The 16107-nt window shown below is 44.7% G+C and carries 14 protein-coding genes; 5 read left to right on the forward strand and 9 right to left on the reverse strand.

Translation table 11 applies throughout. The features are described 5' to 3' along the window. Positions 1-7: 7 nt before the first annotated feature. The 3 genes from KI743_RS21365 to KI743_RS21375 all read right to left on the reverse strand — a co-directional run bounded on the left by KI743_RS21365 (position 8) and on the right by KI743_RS21375 (position 2371). Positions 8-556: an ECF-type riboflavin transporter substrate-binding protein gene (locus tag KI743_RS21365; protein ID WP_032550524.1), complete on the reverse strand. Its 549-nt coding sequence runs from the start codon at positions 554-556 to the stop codon at positions 8-10. A 286-nt stretch (positions 557-842) separates the two neighbouring features. Beyond that, positions 843-1973: an HlyD family secretion protein gene (locus tag KI743_RS21370; RefSeq protein WP_150896778.1), complete on the reverse strand. Its 1131-nt coding sequence runs from the start codon at positions 1971-1973 to the stop codon at positions 843-845. After that, positions 1973-2371: a DUF3302 domain-containing protein gene (locus KI743_RS21375; RefSeq protein ID WP_285468085.1), complete on the reverse strand. Its 399-nt coding sequence runs from the start codon at positions 2369-2371 to the stop codon at positions 1973-1975. Before KI743_RS21375 ends, KI743_RS21370 begins: the two co-directional genes overlap by 1 nt. Before the next feature lie 202 nt (positions 2372-2573). On the opposite strand from KI743_RS21375, the gene KI743_RS21380 reads away from it, so the two are divergent. Further along, entirely contained in the window at positions 2574-3461 is an 888-nt protein-coding gene (locus KI743_RS21380; RefSeq protein WP_285468087.1) for a DMT family transporter, read from the forward strand. Positions 3462-3541: 80 nt separating this feature from the next. Here KI743_RS21380 and KI743_RS21385 read toward each other — a convergent pair whose 3' ends face one another. The 4 genes from KI743_RS21385 to deoD all read right to left on the reverse strand — a co-directional run bounded on the left by KI743_RS21385 (position 3542) and on the right by deoD (position 9042). Next, entirely contained in the window at positions 3542-5122 is a 1581-nt protein-coding gene (locus tag KI743_RS21385; RefSeq protein ID WP_285468089.1) for a GGDEF domain-containing protein, read from the reverse strand. After that, a complete protein-coding gene (locus KI743_RS21390; RefSeq protein ID WP_285468091.1) occupies positions 5103-6590 on the reverse strand; it encodes a hypothetical protein in 1488 nt (495 codons plus the stop codon). Before KI743_RS21390 ends, KI743_RS21385 begins: the two co-directional genes overlap by 20 nt. 190 nt (positions 6591-6780) lie before the next feature. Next, positions 6781-8250, reverse strand: coding sequence for a lactate dehydrogenase (locus KI743_RS21395; protein ID WP_032550518.1), 1470 nt, complete (start codon positions 8248-8250; stop codon positions 6781-6783). Positions 8251-8331: 81 nt separating this feature from the next. After that, positions 8332-9042 carry a purine-nucleoside phosphorylase gene (deoD, locus tag KI743_RS21400; RefSeq protein ID WP_032550517.1) on the reverse strand — a complete coding sequence of 237 codons (711 nt, stop codon included), beginning with the start codon at positions 9040-9042 and terminating at the stop codon, positions 8332-8334. 342 nt (positions 9043-9384) lie between these two features. Between deoD and KI743_RS21405 the strand changes: the two genes are divergently transcribed. Continuing rightward, a complete protein-coding gene (locus tag KI743_RS21405) occupies positions 9385-10353 on the forward strand; it encodes a L,D-transpeptidase family protein (protein WP_285468093.1) in 969 nt (322 codons plus the stop codon). A 120-nt stretch (positions 10354-10473) separates the two neighbouring features. Here the strand turns inward: KI743_RS21405 and KI743_RS21410 are convergent, their stop codons facing one another. Further along, positions 10474-10740 carry an Lpp/OprI family alanine-zipper lipoprotein gene (locus KI743_RS21410; RefSeq protein WP_285468094.1) on the reverse strand — a complete coding sequence of 89 codons (267 nt, stop codon included), beginning with the start codon at positions 10738-10740 and terminating at the stop codon, positions 10474-10476. 363 nt (positions 10741-11103) lie between these two features. Between KI743_RS21410 and KI743_RS21415 the strand changes: the two genes are divergently transcribed. Further along, positions 11104-12435 carry a DEAD/DEAH box helicase gene (locus tag KI743_RS21415; RefSeq protein ID WP_150896770.1) on the forward strand — a complete coding sequence of 444 codons (1332 nt, stop codon included), beginning with the start codon at positions 11104-11106 and terminating at the stop codon, positions 12433-12435. A 54-nt stretch (positions 12436-12489) separates the two neighbouring features. Here the strand turns inward: KI743_RS21415 and KI743_RS21420 are convergent, their stop codons facing one another. Beyond that, positions 12490-13737: an SGNH/GDSL hydrolase family protein gene (locus KI743_RS21420; protein WP_285468095.1), complete on the reverse strand. Its 1248-nt coding sequence runs from the start codon at positions 13735-13737 to the stop codon at positions 12490-12492. Between the two features lie 500 nt (positions 13738-14237). Here KI743_RS21420 and KI743_RS21425 point away from each other — a divergent pair, with 500 nt between their 5' ends. Both KI743_RS21425 and KI743_RS21430 read left to right on the forward strand, forming a co-directional pair. Continuing rightward, a complete protein-coding gene (locus KI743_RS21425; protein ID WP_373417850.1) occupies positions 14238-15146 on the forward strand; it encodes an esterase/lipase family protein in 909 nt (302 codons plus the stop codon). Between the two features lie 28 nt (positions 15147-15174). Beyond that, positions 15175-16047: a lipase secretion chaperone gene (locus tag KI743_RS21430; protein ID WP_285468098.1), complete on the forward strand. Its 873-nt coding sequence runs from the start codon at positions 15175-15177 to the stop codon at positions 16045-16047. Positions 16048-16107 lie beyond the last annotated feature (60 nt).

Consider the following 16107-nt stretch of genomic DNA (forward strand, 5'->3'; position numbering starts at 1 on the left):
TAAACGCTTATGCCTCTGTTAGGTTACGGCTTTGCTTATTGCGTTTTGCAACAGATTTCAAAATTAGGAAGCCAACCACAGCGATCAGTACTGTGTTGCCTGCTGCAATGATAGAAAGTTGCGTGAAGACTTTAGTGAACGGTTCTGCGTAAAGAATCGTGTCTAAGAATGCTGAGCAGCCGTAACCTACCACGTTACCTGCTAGCGCTAAGATGACGAAAAGAGCAAAATCTTTCATTGGTAGCTCACCTTGAGCAAGGCGGTTCTTCGTCATTACTGGGAATAGGCCAATGACCATGCCCACGATACCTGAACCCAATACCCAAGTTAACCAAACGCCCCAACCAGCGAAAAGGTCGGTAACCCAGTGGCCGATGAAGCCGACAAGGAAGCCTACGATTGGGCCGAATAGAACAGAGAACAGCGCAAGCACTGCCATTGCTGGCTTAAGAGTGGTGTTGGCAAAGACAGGCACACCAAACATAGGTAGACCACCAATGCCGTATAGGGCAGCGCCGATGGCAATGACGACGACAGTTTTCGCTGAAAAGTTCATAGATAACCTCAAATGAAAAATTTGCTTTATAAAGAGCGTTTATTCGCCATTGAATTATAAGAAGTCTTAAAGACGATTTTTTAGGCAAATATAAAAAATAAGGCGCGCATTATACAGTAGAAATACGCCACAAGGAAAGATAAGTGTCTGGATGTCTAAATAACTTGAAGGGCTTGGTTAAAGGGTGACGAATATGCGGAGTTTTTGGCCACTAACAATCAAAAAAGCCAGACAGTGTCTGGCTTTTGGCGTTGTCGTTAACACTCGAGTGAGCGTGTTTGAAGCGTTAGTGATCTAAGTAGAGGTAGTTTTGCCAGCTCTTCATACGAATCAGAACCTTACGCATAACAGATACGTGGGTGAAGCTATCAGAATAAACCGCAACTTCGACCGCTGTTCCCATTGGAAGGTGATATTCCGATAGATCGTCGGTAATCGTTAGCTTCGCAAATACACGACCACTGGTTTTGAGTGCTTCAGTACCCAGGAGTGCACCACGAGCTTGGATTTGGCTTTCACCAATCGCAGGAAGCACCTCTTCAATACGCCCTTTGAATACCTTGCCCGGAAGCGCACGGAATAGAAATTCTGCTTCAAAGCCTGGCTGTAGACGCTGTAGCGAGTTCTGACGGAATGCCGCGGTATAGAACTGCTCTTCAGTGTGAACAAAGGTCATCACGGGTGCAAGTGGCAACGGAACCGCCATAACACCAGGTCGCAGTGCCAATTGAGTCACGTAGCCATCTGTTGGAGCACGAACAACCGTTTGGTCAAGATCGAATTGTGCTTTACGTAAGTCAGCCAATAAGCCAGCTACTGCCGTGTTCTCACCACCGATTTCCGAGTTAAGTGCAATCTGTGCTTGCTCTTGGCTAGCTTCAGCCACTTTAAGCGCTGCTTCTGCCGCTTTGTATGCTTGGCGACGAGTATCCAGTTGTTGCTCGGTGAAGGCACCGCTATTAAAGCCGCGTTGGTATCGAGAAAACTCTCGTTGCGCCTTGTCACGTTCAGCAATCGCTTTGATTTTCGCTGCTTCAGCTTCAGCAACCTGAGATTCAAGACCTAGCGCACCTTGGCTTGCCTCTTTTACTTTTGCCTCTAATTTCGCCACTTCTGCTTCAAAAGGGATAGGGTCGATCTTAAATAAGATGTCGCCTTTTTTCAGAGGCTTGTTTGGTTCAACCGGTACCTCAATTACTTTACCTCTAACACCTGAAACGATCGGTGTGGTTGAGTAGACTTGGTTACCAATCTGAGTGAATGGATGGTTATAGTTCATCAACAAGATAAGGGTGCCAATGATGACTACACCACCTAGTACTGCGGTCGGGACTGTCCATTTGTTAAGAGGGATATTAAACACTTTGAAGATGGTGATACAAAGCGCCGCATAGGTCATTATCAGTAGTAAATCCATTACTTAACCTCCTGATCTTTTGACTGTTCTTGGCTTGGGGTGTCTGCCGACGGTTGCGTCGCTACCGCTTGTTTGAGTGCTGCGACTTCTTGTTGCAGAGCGGTGACTTGGTCGATGAGCGTATCAACACGGTGGTGAGTGTCGTGCTGTTCTTCTTCTAGTTTGGCGAAACCCCAGCCACGGTCTGTACGCCATAGCGTTGCCCAAATCCAGAGGAATGGCCAAATAGCATGGAGTGTAAACAAGCTAACCCAGCCGGAAACATGAATGGCATCTTGATGAGGGTGGTTACGTTCTTTTGCGATTTCATATGGGATGTCATGAATCACGATGATTCCGTAAAAAATGACTAGTGCAACAAAAATTAATAAGCCGAGTGCAAAATAGTCTAAAAACATAACAGATCCTTGTAATGTTATTTATGAGTTATCAATATAGTACGCTATCGTACAAGTAATTGTTATAAAAATGATTTATTTGCATATAATTTTTAGAACGGACACCGATAAACAATAGATTGATACTATTAGAGCCTTTGTTAGTGTGCACTTACTACTCTGAAGCTAAGGAGAGCGATAAGGTGAGAAATCAGGTGAGCCAATGGGTTATGTAGGTGAAATAGCGGCGATTGGAGCTGCTATTGTTTGGGCTGGTGCTACGTGGATCTACAGTCAGTTTAGCCACCGTTTTTCTGCGATGCAGTTGAATATCGTTAAAGGGGTTGTAGCCTCGGCGATGATGATGTTTGTTATTCCTTTGATGCCGATGCCTGAGCTGAAATTAGAGTCGACCCATATCTTGGTACTAGCGGTATCAGGAGTTATAGGGATCGCAATAGGTGATAGCGCTTATTTTGCATCATTGAAAAGAATAGGGGCGAACAAGACGTTATTGCTTGAATCGCTCGCGCCGCCTTTATCTGGCGTGCTGGCTTTGATGCTGCTCGGTGCCGCACTCTCTCTGCAGAGTTGGCTAGGGGTGATTATTACCACATTGGCGGTGACTTTTGTTGTGTTTCAGCCTAGTCAACAAGAAGAAAGTGTTGATTGGAGTGGCGTCGGTTACGGTTTGTTGGCCAGTGTTTGTCAGGCATCCGGAGTGGTTATTTCGCACTATGCATTGGTCGCCGGTGATATCCCGCCTTTACTTGGTGCTTTGATTCGCTTAGCTGTTGGTGTTTTTGTAGTGATCCTAATGATTCGATTCTTCGAACCTAAGCCATTTTCTAGCATGACTAAACACTTAAAACAGATGGAAATAAACGACAAAGCGTGGTTATTGGGGGCGATTTTTGTCGGGACCTTCCTCGCACTCTGGCTTCAACAAGTGGCGCTTAAGCATGCCAATCCTGCGATTGCACAAACACTAATTGCGACCAGCCCAGTGTTTATTTTGGTTATTTATGCCTTCAAAGGGGAGTCAATCTCCAAGCAGAGTTTGATAGGGACGTTGTGCGCTGTAGGCGGTATTTCTCTGTTTTTCCTTTGAGATTTTGGATACAAAAATAGAGAGGCGATGACCTCTCTATTTTTATCATTGTTATTTACCAAGCTATCTATCAGATATGGTTACTCGGTACAGACTTGGTTTCGTCCGTTCGCTTTGGCTCGGTAGAGCGCCTTATCAGCACGGTAGAAGGTACGTTGCGTGTTCTCACCATCACGATGTAGCGTAATGCCGACACTGACGGTTAGTCCTCTTTCACCTAATATTTCATGCCAACCATATTGGAAGATACGTTCTCGATAGTTCTCCGCGTGCATAGCGGCTTGAGCTTGAGTAGCGTTTTCCAAAATAACCAAGAACTCTTCACCACCGAAACGCACACATGAAGCGCCGCGGAATTTAAAGTAACCTGCTAACTCTTGCGCCACACTAACGATTGCTTTATCACCGACTAGGTGGCTTAGCTCGTCATTGATCGATTTGAAATGGTCGATATCGACGACCAGCAGTGCAAACGGTGTATTGTGGATGAGAAGGTCTTTGAGTTTCACATCCAGCCAGCGACGGTTATGTAAACCTGTCAGTGGATCGGTAAATACGTCTTGTTGCAGCTGAGCTACCGCATTTTTATGCTGCTCAGTGGTCTCTTTAAGCTCTTTGTTTTCTTGTTCAGACAAGATGAGTTTCAGTTGCAATTCGAAGCGAGATAGACGTCGCAGTTGACTTGCTCCAAGCTCACTGATTGGAATCTGTTTCATCAGGTCGGTTTCGATGCGGTAACCTTTTTTCTCGTGTTCTAACGCTTCTTTATAGCGCCCTTGGTGCATGCACACTTCACTCATGGAGTCGTAGAAGCGCTTAGCCAACACCGGCGATGAGTAGCTTTTCACTCTCTTGCTGGTGCTCTCGAGAATCATACTCGCGTAATCTTGCTTGTTGATGATAGTTAAGCAATGTGCGAGCTCTAAACGAATCATAGTGGCTAACCAACTCGCCTGTGTGTTTGTTGCTGTATGCTGAACAGATGAGATGCAGCGTAAGGCTTCGTGATATTTTTTCTGAGCGCGGTAAACTTTGGCTTGGTAGAGCGAAATCTGCGCGGTCAGTAGTTTATTACTCACCAAAATACTCAGCTCTTCACACTCACGAAGCAGATCACTGGCTGCGGTGATTCGGTTGAGATGAAGGAAGCTAGCGACCATGTGAAGCTTGAACTTCAAACGCAGTAGGCGACTACTGATGGCATGATCGATACTGCTGATTTTTTGGTAATAGCGCAGCGCTCGGTTGTGATCGCCATAAGCATCACACAGGTTACCCATGCCCAAGATGGCCATTACGTACTCGTCAATATGTCCGTGTTCGACGGCAATCGTCGATGAACTGATAAACTCATTGAGTGCGGCTGTGTAATCCCCTTTTTCCACCAAGCGACTACTGAGACTGGTTTTGACTGTGAGTATGTCTTCAACATCGCCGGGTAAGGTTAGAAGATCGAGCGCGGCGCGCAGCTCGTCGATACTGATTTGATTCTGTTGTAGCTCAGCTCTATATTCAGAGCTAATAATGTAGCAGTGTGCTTGTTCTTGTTGCGTGGTCGCAATGTGTTGGCGAATGTGATTCCAGAAAATGATCGCTTCTTCACCAGAAACTGAAGAAGGATCTAAGCCTGCGTCCGTGATCTTATTTAATAACGTTTCCATCAGTCTCTTTCTCAGCTTCGTCTTCTTCTAATTGTTCTAAGGTGAACGGGAAGGTCAAGATGTCGTGAAGTGTCACCACAGGTGGAGCGCCTTTAAGTCCTTTTCTGTGCCAAGGGTAAATGTTGAGCATGGTGGTGAGTTTGTCGAAGATAGCTTGCGCTGCGTTGCCTTTCTCTGCCAGCATGAGCGCAACGCGTTCACCGCTCAAACGTGAGATGAAATCTTCTTGGTTACAGAAGGTGTGAGCGAGTTCAGTACACACTTCGAGATAGTTGGGGTCGTCGTGCTGGAACATAATGATGCTGTGATTTGAGCGCTTGAGCTCGGTTTTAAATAGCACCAACTGCTCCCACCAAAACGTTTCTGATACCACGTGAGAGAATTGCTTCTCTGGGTCATACTCGTACTGACCGCGAATTCGGTTAATCAATTTACGGGCGCGTTGTTCGAGTTGGCGTTTTGAGCTGCGTGCTTTATCTAATCCGACACGTGTCGTCTGCTCACGAAGCATGTTGGTCGAATATTGACGGTATTTTTTAAAGGCAACAAGTGCCGCTTGGTAATCTTGATTCTCTTCGGCCACCAAAGATTGCTGGTAGCAAATCTGGCTTAGCAACTCACCATTATCAAACTCGTTAGCTGACTGCTCCGCATGGGTAAGCAGTTCAGATGCTTGGTGTGGTCGTTTTCTTAATAACTCTAAACGAGCACGGCTAATGAAAGAGTGCGCTTTCATCCACACTAGGTTGTGCTCAACAGCCAGCTTGTGCGCTTTGGCGGTCGCTTGTTCAGCGTCATCAAGACGTTCAAGGCCAAGCAGGGCCAATCCTCTAAAGTCCCAAACCTCTGCATGCCACGTGTTATCTGGGTGGTCTTTTAGCGCTTCTTCTGCACCATCAAGCACAGAGAGCATCTCAACGTAATTGTTGAGTAGGTAGTAGTCCCACGCGAGCAGGATTCTCGCTTTACCTTCAAGCCAACCAATTCGGCTATTATTTGCCACCTTTACGGCAAGCTGGTGGGTAGAGCGTGCGAGTTTGTACTCATGGGTGATACGCCAGATATTCCCCAACCCAATCAGGCATTCGATTTGAATTTCAAGCTCGTCGACTAATGCAGACTGTTCGAGGGCATTAATCCAGTATTGTTGAGCAGAGTAGTATTTAGCTTGTCCCCAGAACTGGAGCGCATGAAGGTGAAGAATTTCAGGAAGAAAGAGATCAGTATCGAGTCGACTTTGGCGCTTATAGGCCTCTTTGATGTACTTTAAGCCTTTGCGATAGTCCATGAGATTCCAGCAGCAGCGGGACATCAGCATCAATGACTGAATCGCCCCCTCTTCAAACAGAACCTGTTCAGCTCTCACCAAGCATTGCTCAGCTACCTCGAAGACGACGGCAGGTTCTGAGTCTATACGCTTTTTGAGTTGTTCAAGCTCTGTTTCAATTAGATACTGGTTTTTGTCCAAGGCATAAGTCCATTATTATCGAACATACTGATAACACCATCATTATAAGTATGTGATTTAGGATAAGCACTAATTATCTAACGAAGAGGTGATACCAAGTAATGATCTTTTCGATTAATGAGTGCTACCTCATGTTATTACTTGGTATTCAACTACTTCTAGTATATTCAACTAGATGGTTATCTTTTCGTTACGACAGCAGTTGCTTCAGAGTTAGAGGTTGTTCAGCAACACCTAAGCGTTGTGCTGCGGTTAGCCCCTCTTTATCTTGATAGCACAAATTATGCCAAGCTCTGAAAATATCGAGCAGAGGAAGGATGCCACCAGGACGCAGTTTACGTCTGGGTTCATTAATAAAGCCATCAAACAGGACCTGAAATCGCTGTTGATAGAACTTGGTCTGCTTAAGAGAAGCGTGTTCGAACCAATGTTCTGGTTGAGTGTTGCTACCTGCGAGGTAACAGATACCTTTTTGCTTGTCACCTTGATTCGCGATAGCCCAACGGTCTCGCCACCAACTCATGTGCACAATATCGATTTTCTCAAACCCTAAACTGTCATCCCACAAGGCATCTTCTTCAACATACATTAGGTCAACGTTGTTGTTTTGGATCCGTGGTAGGCAGACACTCAATGCCGCTGAACGTAATAGCGGATCTTGAGGCAAGTAAATAGAAACGGGTTTGCTCTCGTCACACATGTCTAATACATGTAAGAAATGAGCATAAGAGGTATAAGGTGGACGAACCAAAGCCCCTTTAGACGGATAACTAAAAGAGGTGAGGTTACCCATCGGATCTTCGACATTGCCGCGAGCAAGAATCACTTGGTATTGCTGCTCAATGCGCTTTTTAAGATCATCAGACGAGGTTGGCAGCTCTAAGTTAGCCTCAGAAGAGTGCTCTTTTGAGACGAATCGAGCGACTGAGTCGTAAGGGTTATGGTCAACATTGCCAACGGGCTCTTCATTTTGAGAGTAGTTGACGTGTTGGCAAAGGATGTAGCCTGAGTGAGCTTCACCAGTGGCGATCCACACAACGCCATTGTTGCTATGTGGTTGCAGTCGCTGGTAATCGGACGCAAATTGGTAATCCTTCGCGTGATTTACCCACCGCGCATCGATCATCGCCAGTTTGCGACGACAGCGGCTCGCAATATGATCCACATGATCATAGAAGGTTTTTGGGTTGATCTCTAACTTGCGGCAGATTTCGCGTACGGAATAACCCATGAACAAAAGGCCCATGAGGTTTTCTTGAAATTGCAGCTTTTTGTTAGAACCTGACCATTTATCAACAAACGTCGATTGGCAATCTTTGCAGCGATAGCGTTGTCTATCTCCGCTGTAGCCAAAAGCATGGTAAAGATGTTTGTGTGTGTGGACAGAAAGCCCAAAGTTATCGCAATCATCATTGCGACAAGCAGGAAGGCCGTCACTATGGAGGTGACGAAGCCGATGAAGTTCATTCAAAACTTCATGGTTGTTAAGTAAGGGGGGGAAAGCTCCACATTCACGACAAACCATCGCTGGACGCTTTGGGTTTGCATGTTGCAAAACATAACGTTTTGCATCGCTCAAGCCAAAGTTGTCACACGCCAATGTTTTACAAAAGTTGAGTTGTAAACCGTCCGCGTCTTTTGGCAGCTCGTCGTTGGACACGATCGCCCCCTCGGGATTATTTGGGCAGCCAAGCGAACTTGGCTGCGGGGTATTGCTTTTCAAAGTATCGTTAATCAATGATTAGATGTTGATAGCTGTCTCTAGAGCTACTTTCATCATGTCGTTGAACGATTTTTGACGCTCTTCTGAGCTTAGTTTTTCACCACGGATGATGTGGTCAGAAACTGTTAGGATTGTTAGTGCTTTCGCGCCTAGGTCTGCAGCAACGCCGTAGATACCTGCCGCTTCCATGTCTACACCTAGGATGCCCAGTTTTTCCATCTTCTCGAAGATGTCTGCTTCAGGTGTGTAGAATAGGTCAGCAGAGAATACGTTACCTACTTTAACTGGTACTTCTTGAGCGCGCGCTTGGTTTACAGCTTCTTCTAGAAGACCGAAATCAGCGATTGCTGCAAAGTCGTGGTCGTTAAAACGAATGCGGTTAACTTTAGAGTCAGTTGATGCACCCATACCGATAACAACGTCCATTAGTTTAACGTCGTCACGTACTGCGCCACAGCTACCAACACGGATAACATTTTTTACACCGTACTCAGCAATAAGTTCGTGTACGTAGATGCAGCATGAAGGGATACCCATACCGTGGCCCATTACAGAAACTTTCTTACCTTTGTAAGTGCCTGTGTAGCCGAACATGTTACGAACATCACAAACTTGCTTCACGTCATCAAGGAATGTTTCAGCGATGTATTTTGCGCGAAGTGGGTCACCCGGCATCAGTACAGTTTCAGCGAAATCACCAGCTTGTGCGTTAATATGAGGTGTAGCCATTGTCGTTCTCCAAATTTATAGCGGTAATTATAGGAACAGAATTTTTAATTACCGTTTCTGTTGAATTAAATTCGTTTCGTTGAGGCAATATTAGCGAGTTAAAACGGTGTTCCTTGAGAAGCAGGTCACAAAAAGAGGCGTTTCTAACAATCGATTGATCGTTAATAACTAAAAATGTTGAAACCGTAAAGGCAATCGATTTTGCCAAGCCGATATCTGTTGATTTGAGGAAGGAAGCAGCGAATGTGGCGTGATTCGTGTGCGAGATGTCATTTACGCGCATTGTCGAGACAAGGATTCAACATTAATCTAAAATGATAATAATAAAAAACAGGGTTGTTTATGTCGTACCTCTCAAGCTCAACGCTCCTTAACGTAGTAAAAAAACGAATAGTTAAAAAACATATTGCCGTTGCTTCGCTGCTGGCTACTAGTCTTTATTCTGCCTTTAGTGTCGGGGCAACCTTTGAGTTACCACCGAGTGATAGCCGTGTTGTTGGCCGGATACAGCATCATGAAGTCGTCGCTGGAGAAACGTTAGCTTTGATCGCGAAGCAGTATGATATTGGCTTTTTGTCTTTAATGGCTGCAAATAAAGGGGTCGACCCATTCTTGCCGGCAGAAGGCTATGTGCTGAGTATTCCTAGTCGCTTTATCCTTCCTGACACTCCACGCCAAGGCGTTGTCATTAATCTAGCTGAGTTGAGGCTTTATTACTTTGAACCGGATAAGAACCTTGTTCATGTGTTTCCTGTGGGGATAGGTCGAGTAGGGCGAGATACACCAGAGATGGTGACGACGATTAGCCAAAAACGACCGAATCCAACATGGACGCCACCGAAATCCATTCGCGAAGAGTATTTAAGTAAAGGTATTGAGCTTCCACCAGTTGTACCAGCAGGCCCAGAAAACCCACTAGGAGAATATGCGTTAAGGTTGGCTTATGGTGCGGGAGACTATCTTATCCATGGAACCAATAAAGACTTTGGTATTGGATTACGTGTGAGTTCCGGTTGCATTCGAATGGAGCCGAAGGATATTGAATGGCTGTTCGAGAAAGTGAATAAGGGCGAGAAGGTCACTATCATTAATGAACCGATCAAAGTGGCATTAGAGCCCGATCGTAGTGTATTTGTTGAAGCGCATGAGCCCTTAACACGCAGCGATGGTTCTAAAAAGCCATTAACGATTCCTATCGAGTTGAAGTGGTGGCTGGATGAAGCTGATGTTTCCAACTCGAAAGCTAAATCCGTGATTTTTGCGCAGAACGGTGTGCCTGTTGAGATAGCACCACCCACTCAGCAGTGGTAGGCATAAGTCTTTAACTCTTCCTGTAATGCAGCTCGCTCAATCAGCTTCGTAAATATACTTAGTGACAAACAAAAGCGCCACTGCAAAACACAGTGGCGCATGAACTCTTTAGTAGATAGGTTACTTAGTGTAAGAGCTTGCGATATTGTCGATACGCTCGTTAGCACGCATCGCCTCTTCTTTCGCTGCCATCGCTGCGTCAGTTGCTTCTTGAGCTTTCATTTCTGCGTCTGCTTTTTCACTCTTAAGAGCTTCAACTTCACTGGTTAGTTGAGCCACTTGATTTGATAGCTGTTCTACTTCCGACATTGTCGCTTCTTCTGGATCTGAAGAACAACCTGCCAATACAAACACAGAGGCTGCAGCTGCGATTAACACCTTATTCATAAGAACTCCTTGCTTATTGATCATCAAAAGATGCGCTATACATTCTTAATCATATAGTCGCTTCAACCTTGATTGTAGCGACTAATTACTTAAGCGCAAAAGTGATCCTAGGAAAAATTGCCAAATTATTGAGGTAATTAGCAAGGTGTCACACGGATTCTCAAAATTGAGAATGGTAAACTCCTCTTCTTTGTCACGCCTATATCTTTATGATGCTTAAAGCGAATTTACCGTATCCATGATAGAACGCTCACTAAGAATCCCGGATAAATTTTCTGTGATCTCTATCCTTATAACGGGGTTTCGCGGTATCATGTCGCGTTAAATTAATTTTGTTCAATACCATCAAGACTGGAGAGTCCTTTGCACTTTAAAGATTTAGGCTTAGATAATCGCTTACTGAAGAACTTAAAACATTATGACTTTAAGAAAGCGACAGAGATCCAACAGAAAGCGATCCCTGTTGCTATTGCCGGTAAGGATCTATTGGCTTCATCAAAAACGGGATCAGGTAAAACATTGGCATTTGTACTGCCGATGATTCACAAAGCATTAAAAACAAAAGCGTTTTCTGCTCGTGATCCACGTGGTGTAATCTTGGCTCCGACGCGTGAGTTGGCAAAGCAAGTCTATGGCGAACTTCGTAGCATGCTTGGTGGGTTGTCTTACGATGCAGCGTTAATTCTTGGTGGTGAGAACTTTAACGATCAAGTGAAAGCACTACGTAAGTACCCACGTTTTATTGTGGCAACGCCAGGTCGTCTTGCTGACCACCTAGAGCATCGTTCATTGTTCTTAGATGGTGTTGAGACACTAATTCTAGATGAAGCAGACCGTATGCTTGATTTGGGTTTTGCTCCAGAGCTTCGCCGCATTGCTAACGCAGCTAAGCATCGTCGTCGTCAAACGCTGATGTTCTCTGCAACGCTGGATCATGCGGAAGTGAATGACATTGCTAACGAAATGCTAGATGCACCGAAACGTATCGCAATCGGTGTTTCAAATGAAGAGCACCTAGATATCACTCAGAAGTTCTACCTGTGTGATCATCTTGATCATAAAGAAGCGATTCTTGATCGTGTTTTGGAAGAAGCAGAATACCGTCAGGTGATGATCTTCACGGCAACACGTGCTGATACTGATCGTCTGACAGAAAAGCTGAACGAGAAGAAGCTAAAAGCGGTGGCATTGAGCGGTAACCTTAACCAGACACAACGTAACGCGATCATGAGTCAGTTTGAGCGTGCAGTGTACAAGATCTTGGTTACGACAGACGTTGCCTCTCGTGGTATTGATATTCCGAACGTAAGTCACGTGATTAACTTTGATATGCCTAAGCACACTGAAGAGTACGTTCACCGTGTTGGTCGTACTGGCCGTGCTGGTAATAAAGGTGATGCAATCTCTTTGGTTGGTCCAAAAGACTGGGACAGTTTTAAGCGTGTAGAACTTTACTTACAACAAGATCTTACTTTCTCAGTACTTGAAGGCCTGAAAGGTAAGTTCAAGGGTATCAAACCTCGTAAGCCAGCTTTCAAGAAAGGCGGTCCTGCGAAGAAGGCTAATAAGCCACAAGTGAAGAAAGCGCCGAAGAAACCGGTTAAGCGCGATAAGAGCTTCCACCAAAATGTGGCAGTGGGTGATTCAGTCTTTATCCCTAAAAAGAAAGTCGCACCTAAAGTCGACGACGAATAAATAAGAAAACCGCCGTTAATGGCGGTTTTCTTTTATCTAAACGGTGCGATGCCTTTAAAAGTCGAAGGTCGACATTGAGTTCATCAGTATATGTGTGGCGATGTATTTGTGAGTTGCCGTGGTTGGGTGTGTTACGCCCCAGAACACGTAGCTGTCAGAGCCGTAAGTTGCACAATCATTTGTTAAGCTGTGGCTATACAGGTAATCCTGAGAGGCGCTGCGATTAATGTCTAAGCAGGCATCTTTGGCGTTTCTGAATCCATGTTTTTGTGGTTCACTGGTGATACTCGAGAATAGTGCGTGAGCATCAAATAGGATCACGTTGTCACCTTTACTTTGATAGTACTCTGATTGTTCCTTGATGAATTGGTTGAACGCGAGAATCTTACCACGAACGGTCTCGATTTCTTGTTCAGTTGAGTACTTAAACTGAGGCGCTTTGGTCGCATCTGGTAGGGTGAACAGAAGAATATTTTTTGCGCCAGCGTCGGTTAGGCGGATCAGTGCGCTGCTGAAATTGGCTTTTACATCAGCTACTTCGCGCCCGTAATTCATAAAATCATTCAACCCGAACTCTAATGTGAATAGGGTGTTCTCTGGTCGATAGTTCTTCGCCATCTTCATGTAAGTAAGATACGAAGTTACCTGATCATAGACGCCAGTGAGAGCGACATATTGATTGGTTCCTGCTGCGCCACCCACAGCCCAGTTATAGAGCGGCACACCCTTAGCGTTAGCTAGGTACTCAGTCCAAACAAAACCATTCGAGAAGTGACCTAAGAACCAAGAATTTGGGTTAGGGAAGATCCATTGCGAGCCATTGAATAGGTTACCTGTGTCTGAAAGGCTATCGCCAAAAGCGACTATTCGGTTGATTTGATTGGCTTGAAAGCCGTGGTCGTTAGTCCAGATCGAGTGGTTGTAAGAGAAGCGATTGTCTGCAGCAAAGTAGGTAATATCGGCTTTGTCGTGTTGAACATCTAATGTCTCTACACAACGCTGTTTAATCTCTTGTTGTGGGGTCTCGCTGTAGAACATGTTTTTAAAGGAGATTGAAGACCACCAGTAACCGTCAATGGTGTAATAGTCACCGTTTTCTTTTCTAGCCCATTCCCAATCCGTAGCGGGTGAGTCATGGCTTGCATCTGTTCGATACCAGCACCTAACGTAGGTATAAGTGGAATCTGATTGTGTTTGTGCAACTTGCGCTGACGTGATTGACTCTGGAGTTAGGGTGTTATCTTGTGCTGAAACCGCACCAAATGGCATCAATAGAGCCAAAACTAACGTTGTTTTTTTCATATGTAGGATCTTTCAATTGAGTGTGAGAAATTGAATAGACCAGTAATCGGTATTGCTTATTGAAAACTGGTCAGACCTATATGTCCTAGTGATGCGTTTTGGTCAATCCATTTAATTTTATAATTTTCTCTATCTGGTACTAAGATCCATTTTTCAACGAAAATCTGTCTAAAAAACAGCCTAATCTTGTTCCTTAAAATTCGTTTTTACTGATTGAGAAAGTATGGCTCTTTACTTTAACTTAATAAAAACAATACCTTAAATATAGAAGTGTCATTAAGGCATTCTGAATGCTAACAGAGGCGGAATCGTTGGAACTGTACTCCTGTGAATGAATGATTGATGTTTAATTTAGATGTTGAATGATAGTTGTTGCTCACGATTCTTAATTTATAAATTTCTACTTTCTGAATTCCTCTCCTAGCTTTTCAACTCATCCGAGGTCTAATTAGTAAAGGAGAAAGACGTTGAAAAAGATGATGCTGATGGCGGCTCTGTGCATGGGAAGTGCCAGTGTGTACGCTGGAACGAGCACCGCGCCACTAGAACATTCAGGGTACACGCAAACACAGTACCCAATTGTGTTGGTACACGGGTTATTTGGTTTCGACACGTTAGCTGGTGTCGATTACTTTTACGGTATTCCCGAGTCTCTAGCGAAAGATGGAGCCAACGTTTATGTCGCTCAGGTCTCTGCGACGAATAGTTCCGAGGTGCGAGGAGAACAGCTTCTTGCTCAAGTAGAAACCATTATCGCCGTTACTGGGGCAGAGAAGGTTAACTTAGTTGGTCATAGCCATGGTGGTCCTACAGCAAGATACGTAGGCTCGGTGAGGCCAGATCTTGTAGCATCGGTCACCAGTGTCGGTGGGGTTCATAAAGGCTCTAAAGTCGCGGATTTAGTGCGAGGCAATGTCGCAGAAGGATCCATTACTGAGTCGATTGCAGTTAAGTTGGCTGGTGGCCTAACCACATTGATTAACTTACTTTCAGGCGGAAGCGATCTTGAACAAGATGGGCTCGCTTCATTAGAAGCACTCACGACTGAGGGCTCTCTAGCATTTAATCAGCATTACCCGGAGGGTGTACCGACATCGGCGTGTGGAGATGGCGAATGGCAAGCGAGCAATGGTGTCTATTACTACTCTTGGACGGGATCGTCGACCTTTACCAACTTGCTCGACCCGACGGATGGAGCCATGACAATTTTAGGTTTAGCGTTTGATGGTCCTAGTGATGGTCTAGTGGGGACTTGTAGTGCTCATTTAGGTCGTGTGATTGGCGACAACTACAAAATGAATCATTTGGATGAAATCAACGGGACGTTAGGGATCCACCACCTTTTTGAAACAGACCCTGTCACTCTCTATCGTCAACACGCCAATCGCCTCAAGCTGGCTGGCTTGTAAATCTCTTTAGTATTAAAGGAGTTAATCAATGAAAAAGGCCACACTGTTACTGATATCAATGATCGCTGTAGGAAGTTTCAGTGCGGTCTTTTACCAAGGCCAATCACGAGCGCAAGCCGTATCGGCAAAGCACCTCAAGAGTGAATCTCAAAGCGACACAGAGATCGACCAAAGTTCAGCCAAAGATACGATGGATTATTTTATGGCTGCAATGGTTGATATTGACCTCAATCAGGTCAAAGAGAATGTATCTGACTTCAATAATATCGCTCCTAACAGCGTGATAGATGATCGATTATTTGAAAAATATTTGGAGTACAAATCGGCACTAGAGCAGATAGATTTTTCGAATAATTATTCTAATTTAAGCATTGAAGAGCTGACAGAGTTACACGAGCTGTTGATGGATCAACAGGCCTATCACTTTACTGCGAGTGAACAAGAGTTGCTATTTGCCCATGAAAATCGATTGCGCGAGCTAGCGATTGAAAAACTGAAAATGAGGCAAGAATATACTGACCCAATTGAATTTGAAAAGCAGTGGCTCGAGGCATTAACTCTTCAACCTGAGTATGTTCAACAAACGCAGAAAAATACTTTAACCTTAACCCAGCTTAGTCACGCAAACAGTTTAGATAACCAGCAAAAATACCTCAATCGAGTAGAGATTGTCGGCGAAAGTGCTGCACAACGCTTAAGTGCACTAGACGCCCAACGTGAGCAATTTGATAGCGATTTCCAACGGTTTATCACTCAAAGAGAGACGATACTTGATAACCCAAATTTGAGTGCGGATCAGCAAGCACAGGAAGTTGCTTTGTTGAGAAACGATCTGTTTACTGAGCAACAGATAAAGCGAGTAGAAGCGCTAGAGCGAATTCATGATAGTGAAAAAAACTAAAGTAATCGCTTAACACCCTTAAAATGAATAGTTAGACAGAATAATAAACCAGTAAATCTA

It is taken from the genome of Vibrio sp. D420a, from assembly GCF_030248625.1.
Lineage (GTDB): Bacteria > Pseudomonadota > Gammaproteobacteria > Enterobacterales > Vibrionaceae > Vibrio > Vibrio fortis_A.

Coding starts and splice junctions, on each gene's coding strand:
- KI743_RS21425 (WP_373417850.1), top strand. CDS start 14,238: ATGGGAAGTGCCAGTGTGTACGCTGGAACGAGCACCGCGCCACTAGAA.
- KI743_RS21380 (WP_285468087.1), top strand. CDS start 2,574: ATGGGTTATGTAGGTGAAATAGCGGCGATTGGAGCTGCTATTGTTTGG.
- KI743_RS21365 (WP_032550524.1), bottom strand. CDS start 556: ATGAACTTTTCAGCGAAAACTGTCGTCGTCATTGCCATCGGCGCTGCC.
- KI743_RS21405 (WP_285468093.1), top strand. CDS start 9,385: ATGTCGTACCTCTCAAGCTCAACGCTCCTTAACGTAGTAAAAAAACGA.
- KI743_RS21375 (WP_285468085.1), bottom strand. CDS start 2,371: ATGTTTTTAGACTATTTTGCACTCGGCTTATTAATTTTTGTTGCACTA.
- KI743_RS21370 (WP_150896778.1), bottom strand. CDS start 1,973: ATGGATTTACTACTGATAATGACCTATGCGGCGCTTTGTATCACCATC.
- KI743_RS21385 (WP_285468089.1), bottom strand. CDS start 5,122: ATGGAAACGTTATTAAATAAGATCACGGACGCAGGCTTAGATCCTTCT.
- KI743_RS21420 (WP_285468095.1), bottom strand. CDS start 13,737: ATGAAAAAAACAACGTTAGTTTTGGCTCTATTGATGCCATTTGGTGCG.
- KI743_RS21430 (WP_285468098.1), top strand. CDS start 15,175: ATGAAAAAGGCCACACTGTTACTGATATCAATGATCGCTGTAGGAAGT.
- deoD (WP_032550517.1), bottom strand. CDS start 9,042: ATGGCTACACCTCATATTAACGCACAAGCTGGTGATTTCGCTGAAACT.
- KI743_RS21410 (WP_285468094.1), bottom strand. CDS start 10,740: ATGAATAAGGTGTTAATCGCAGCTGCAGCCTCTGTGTTTGTATTGGCA.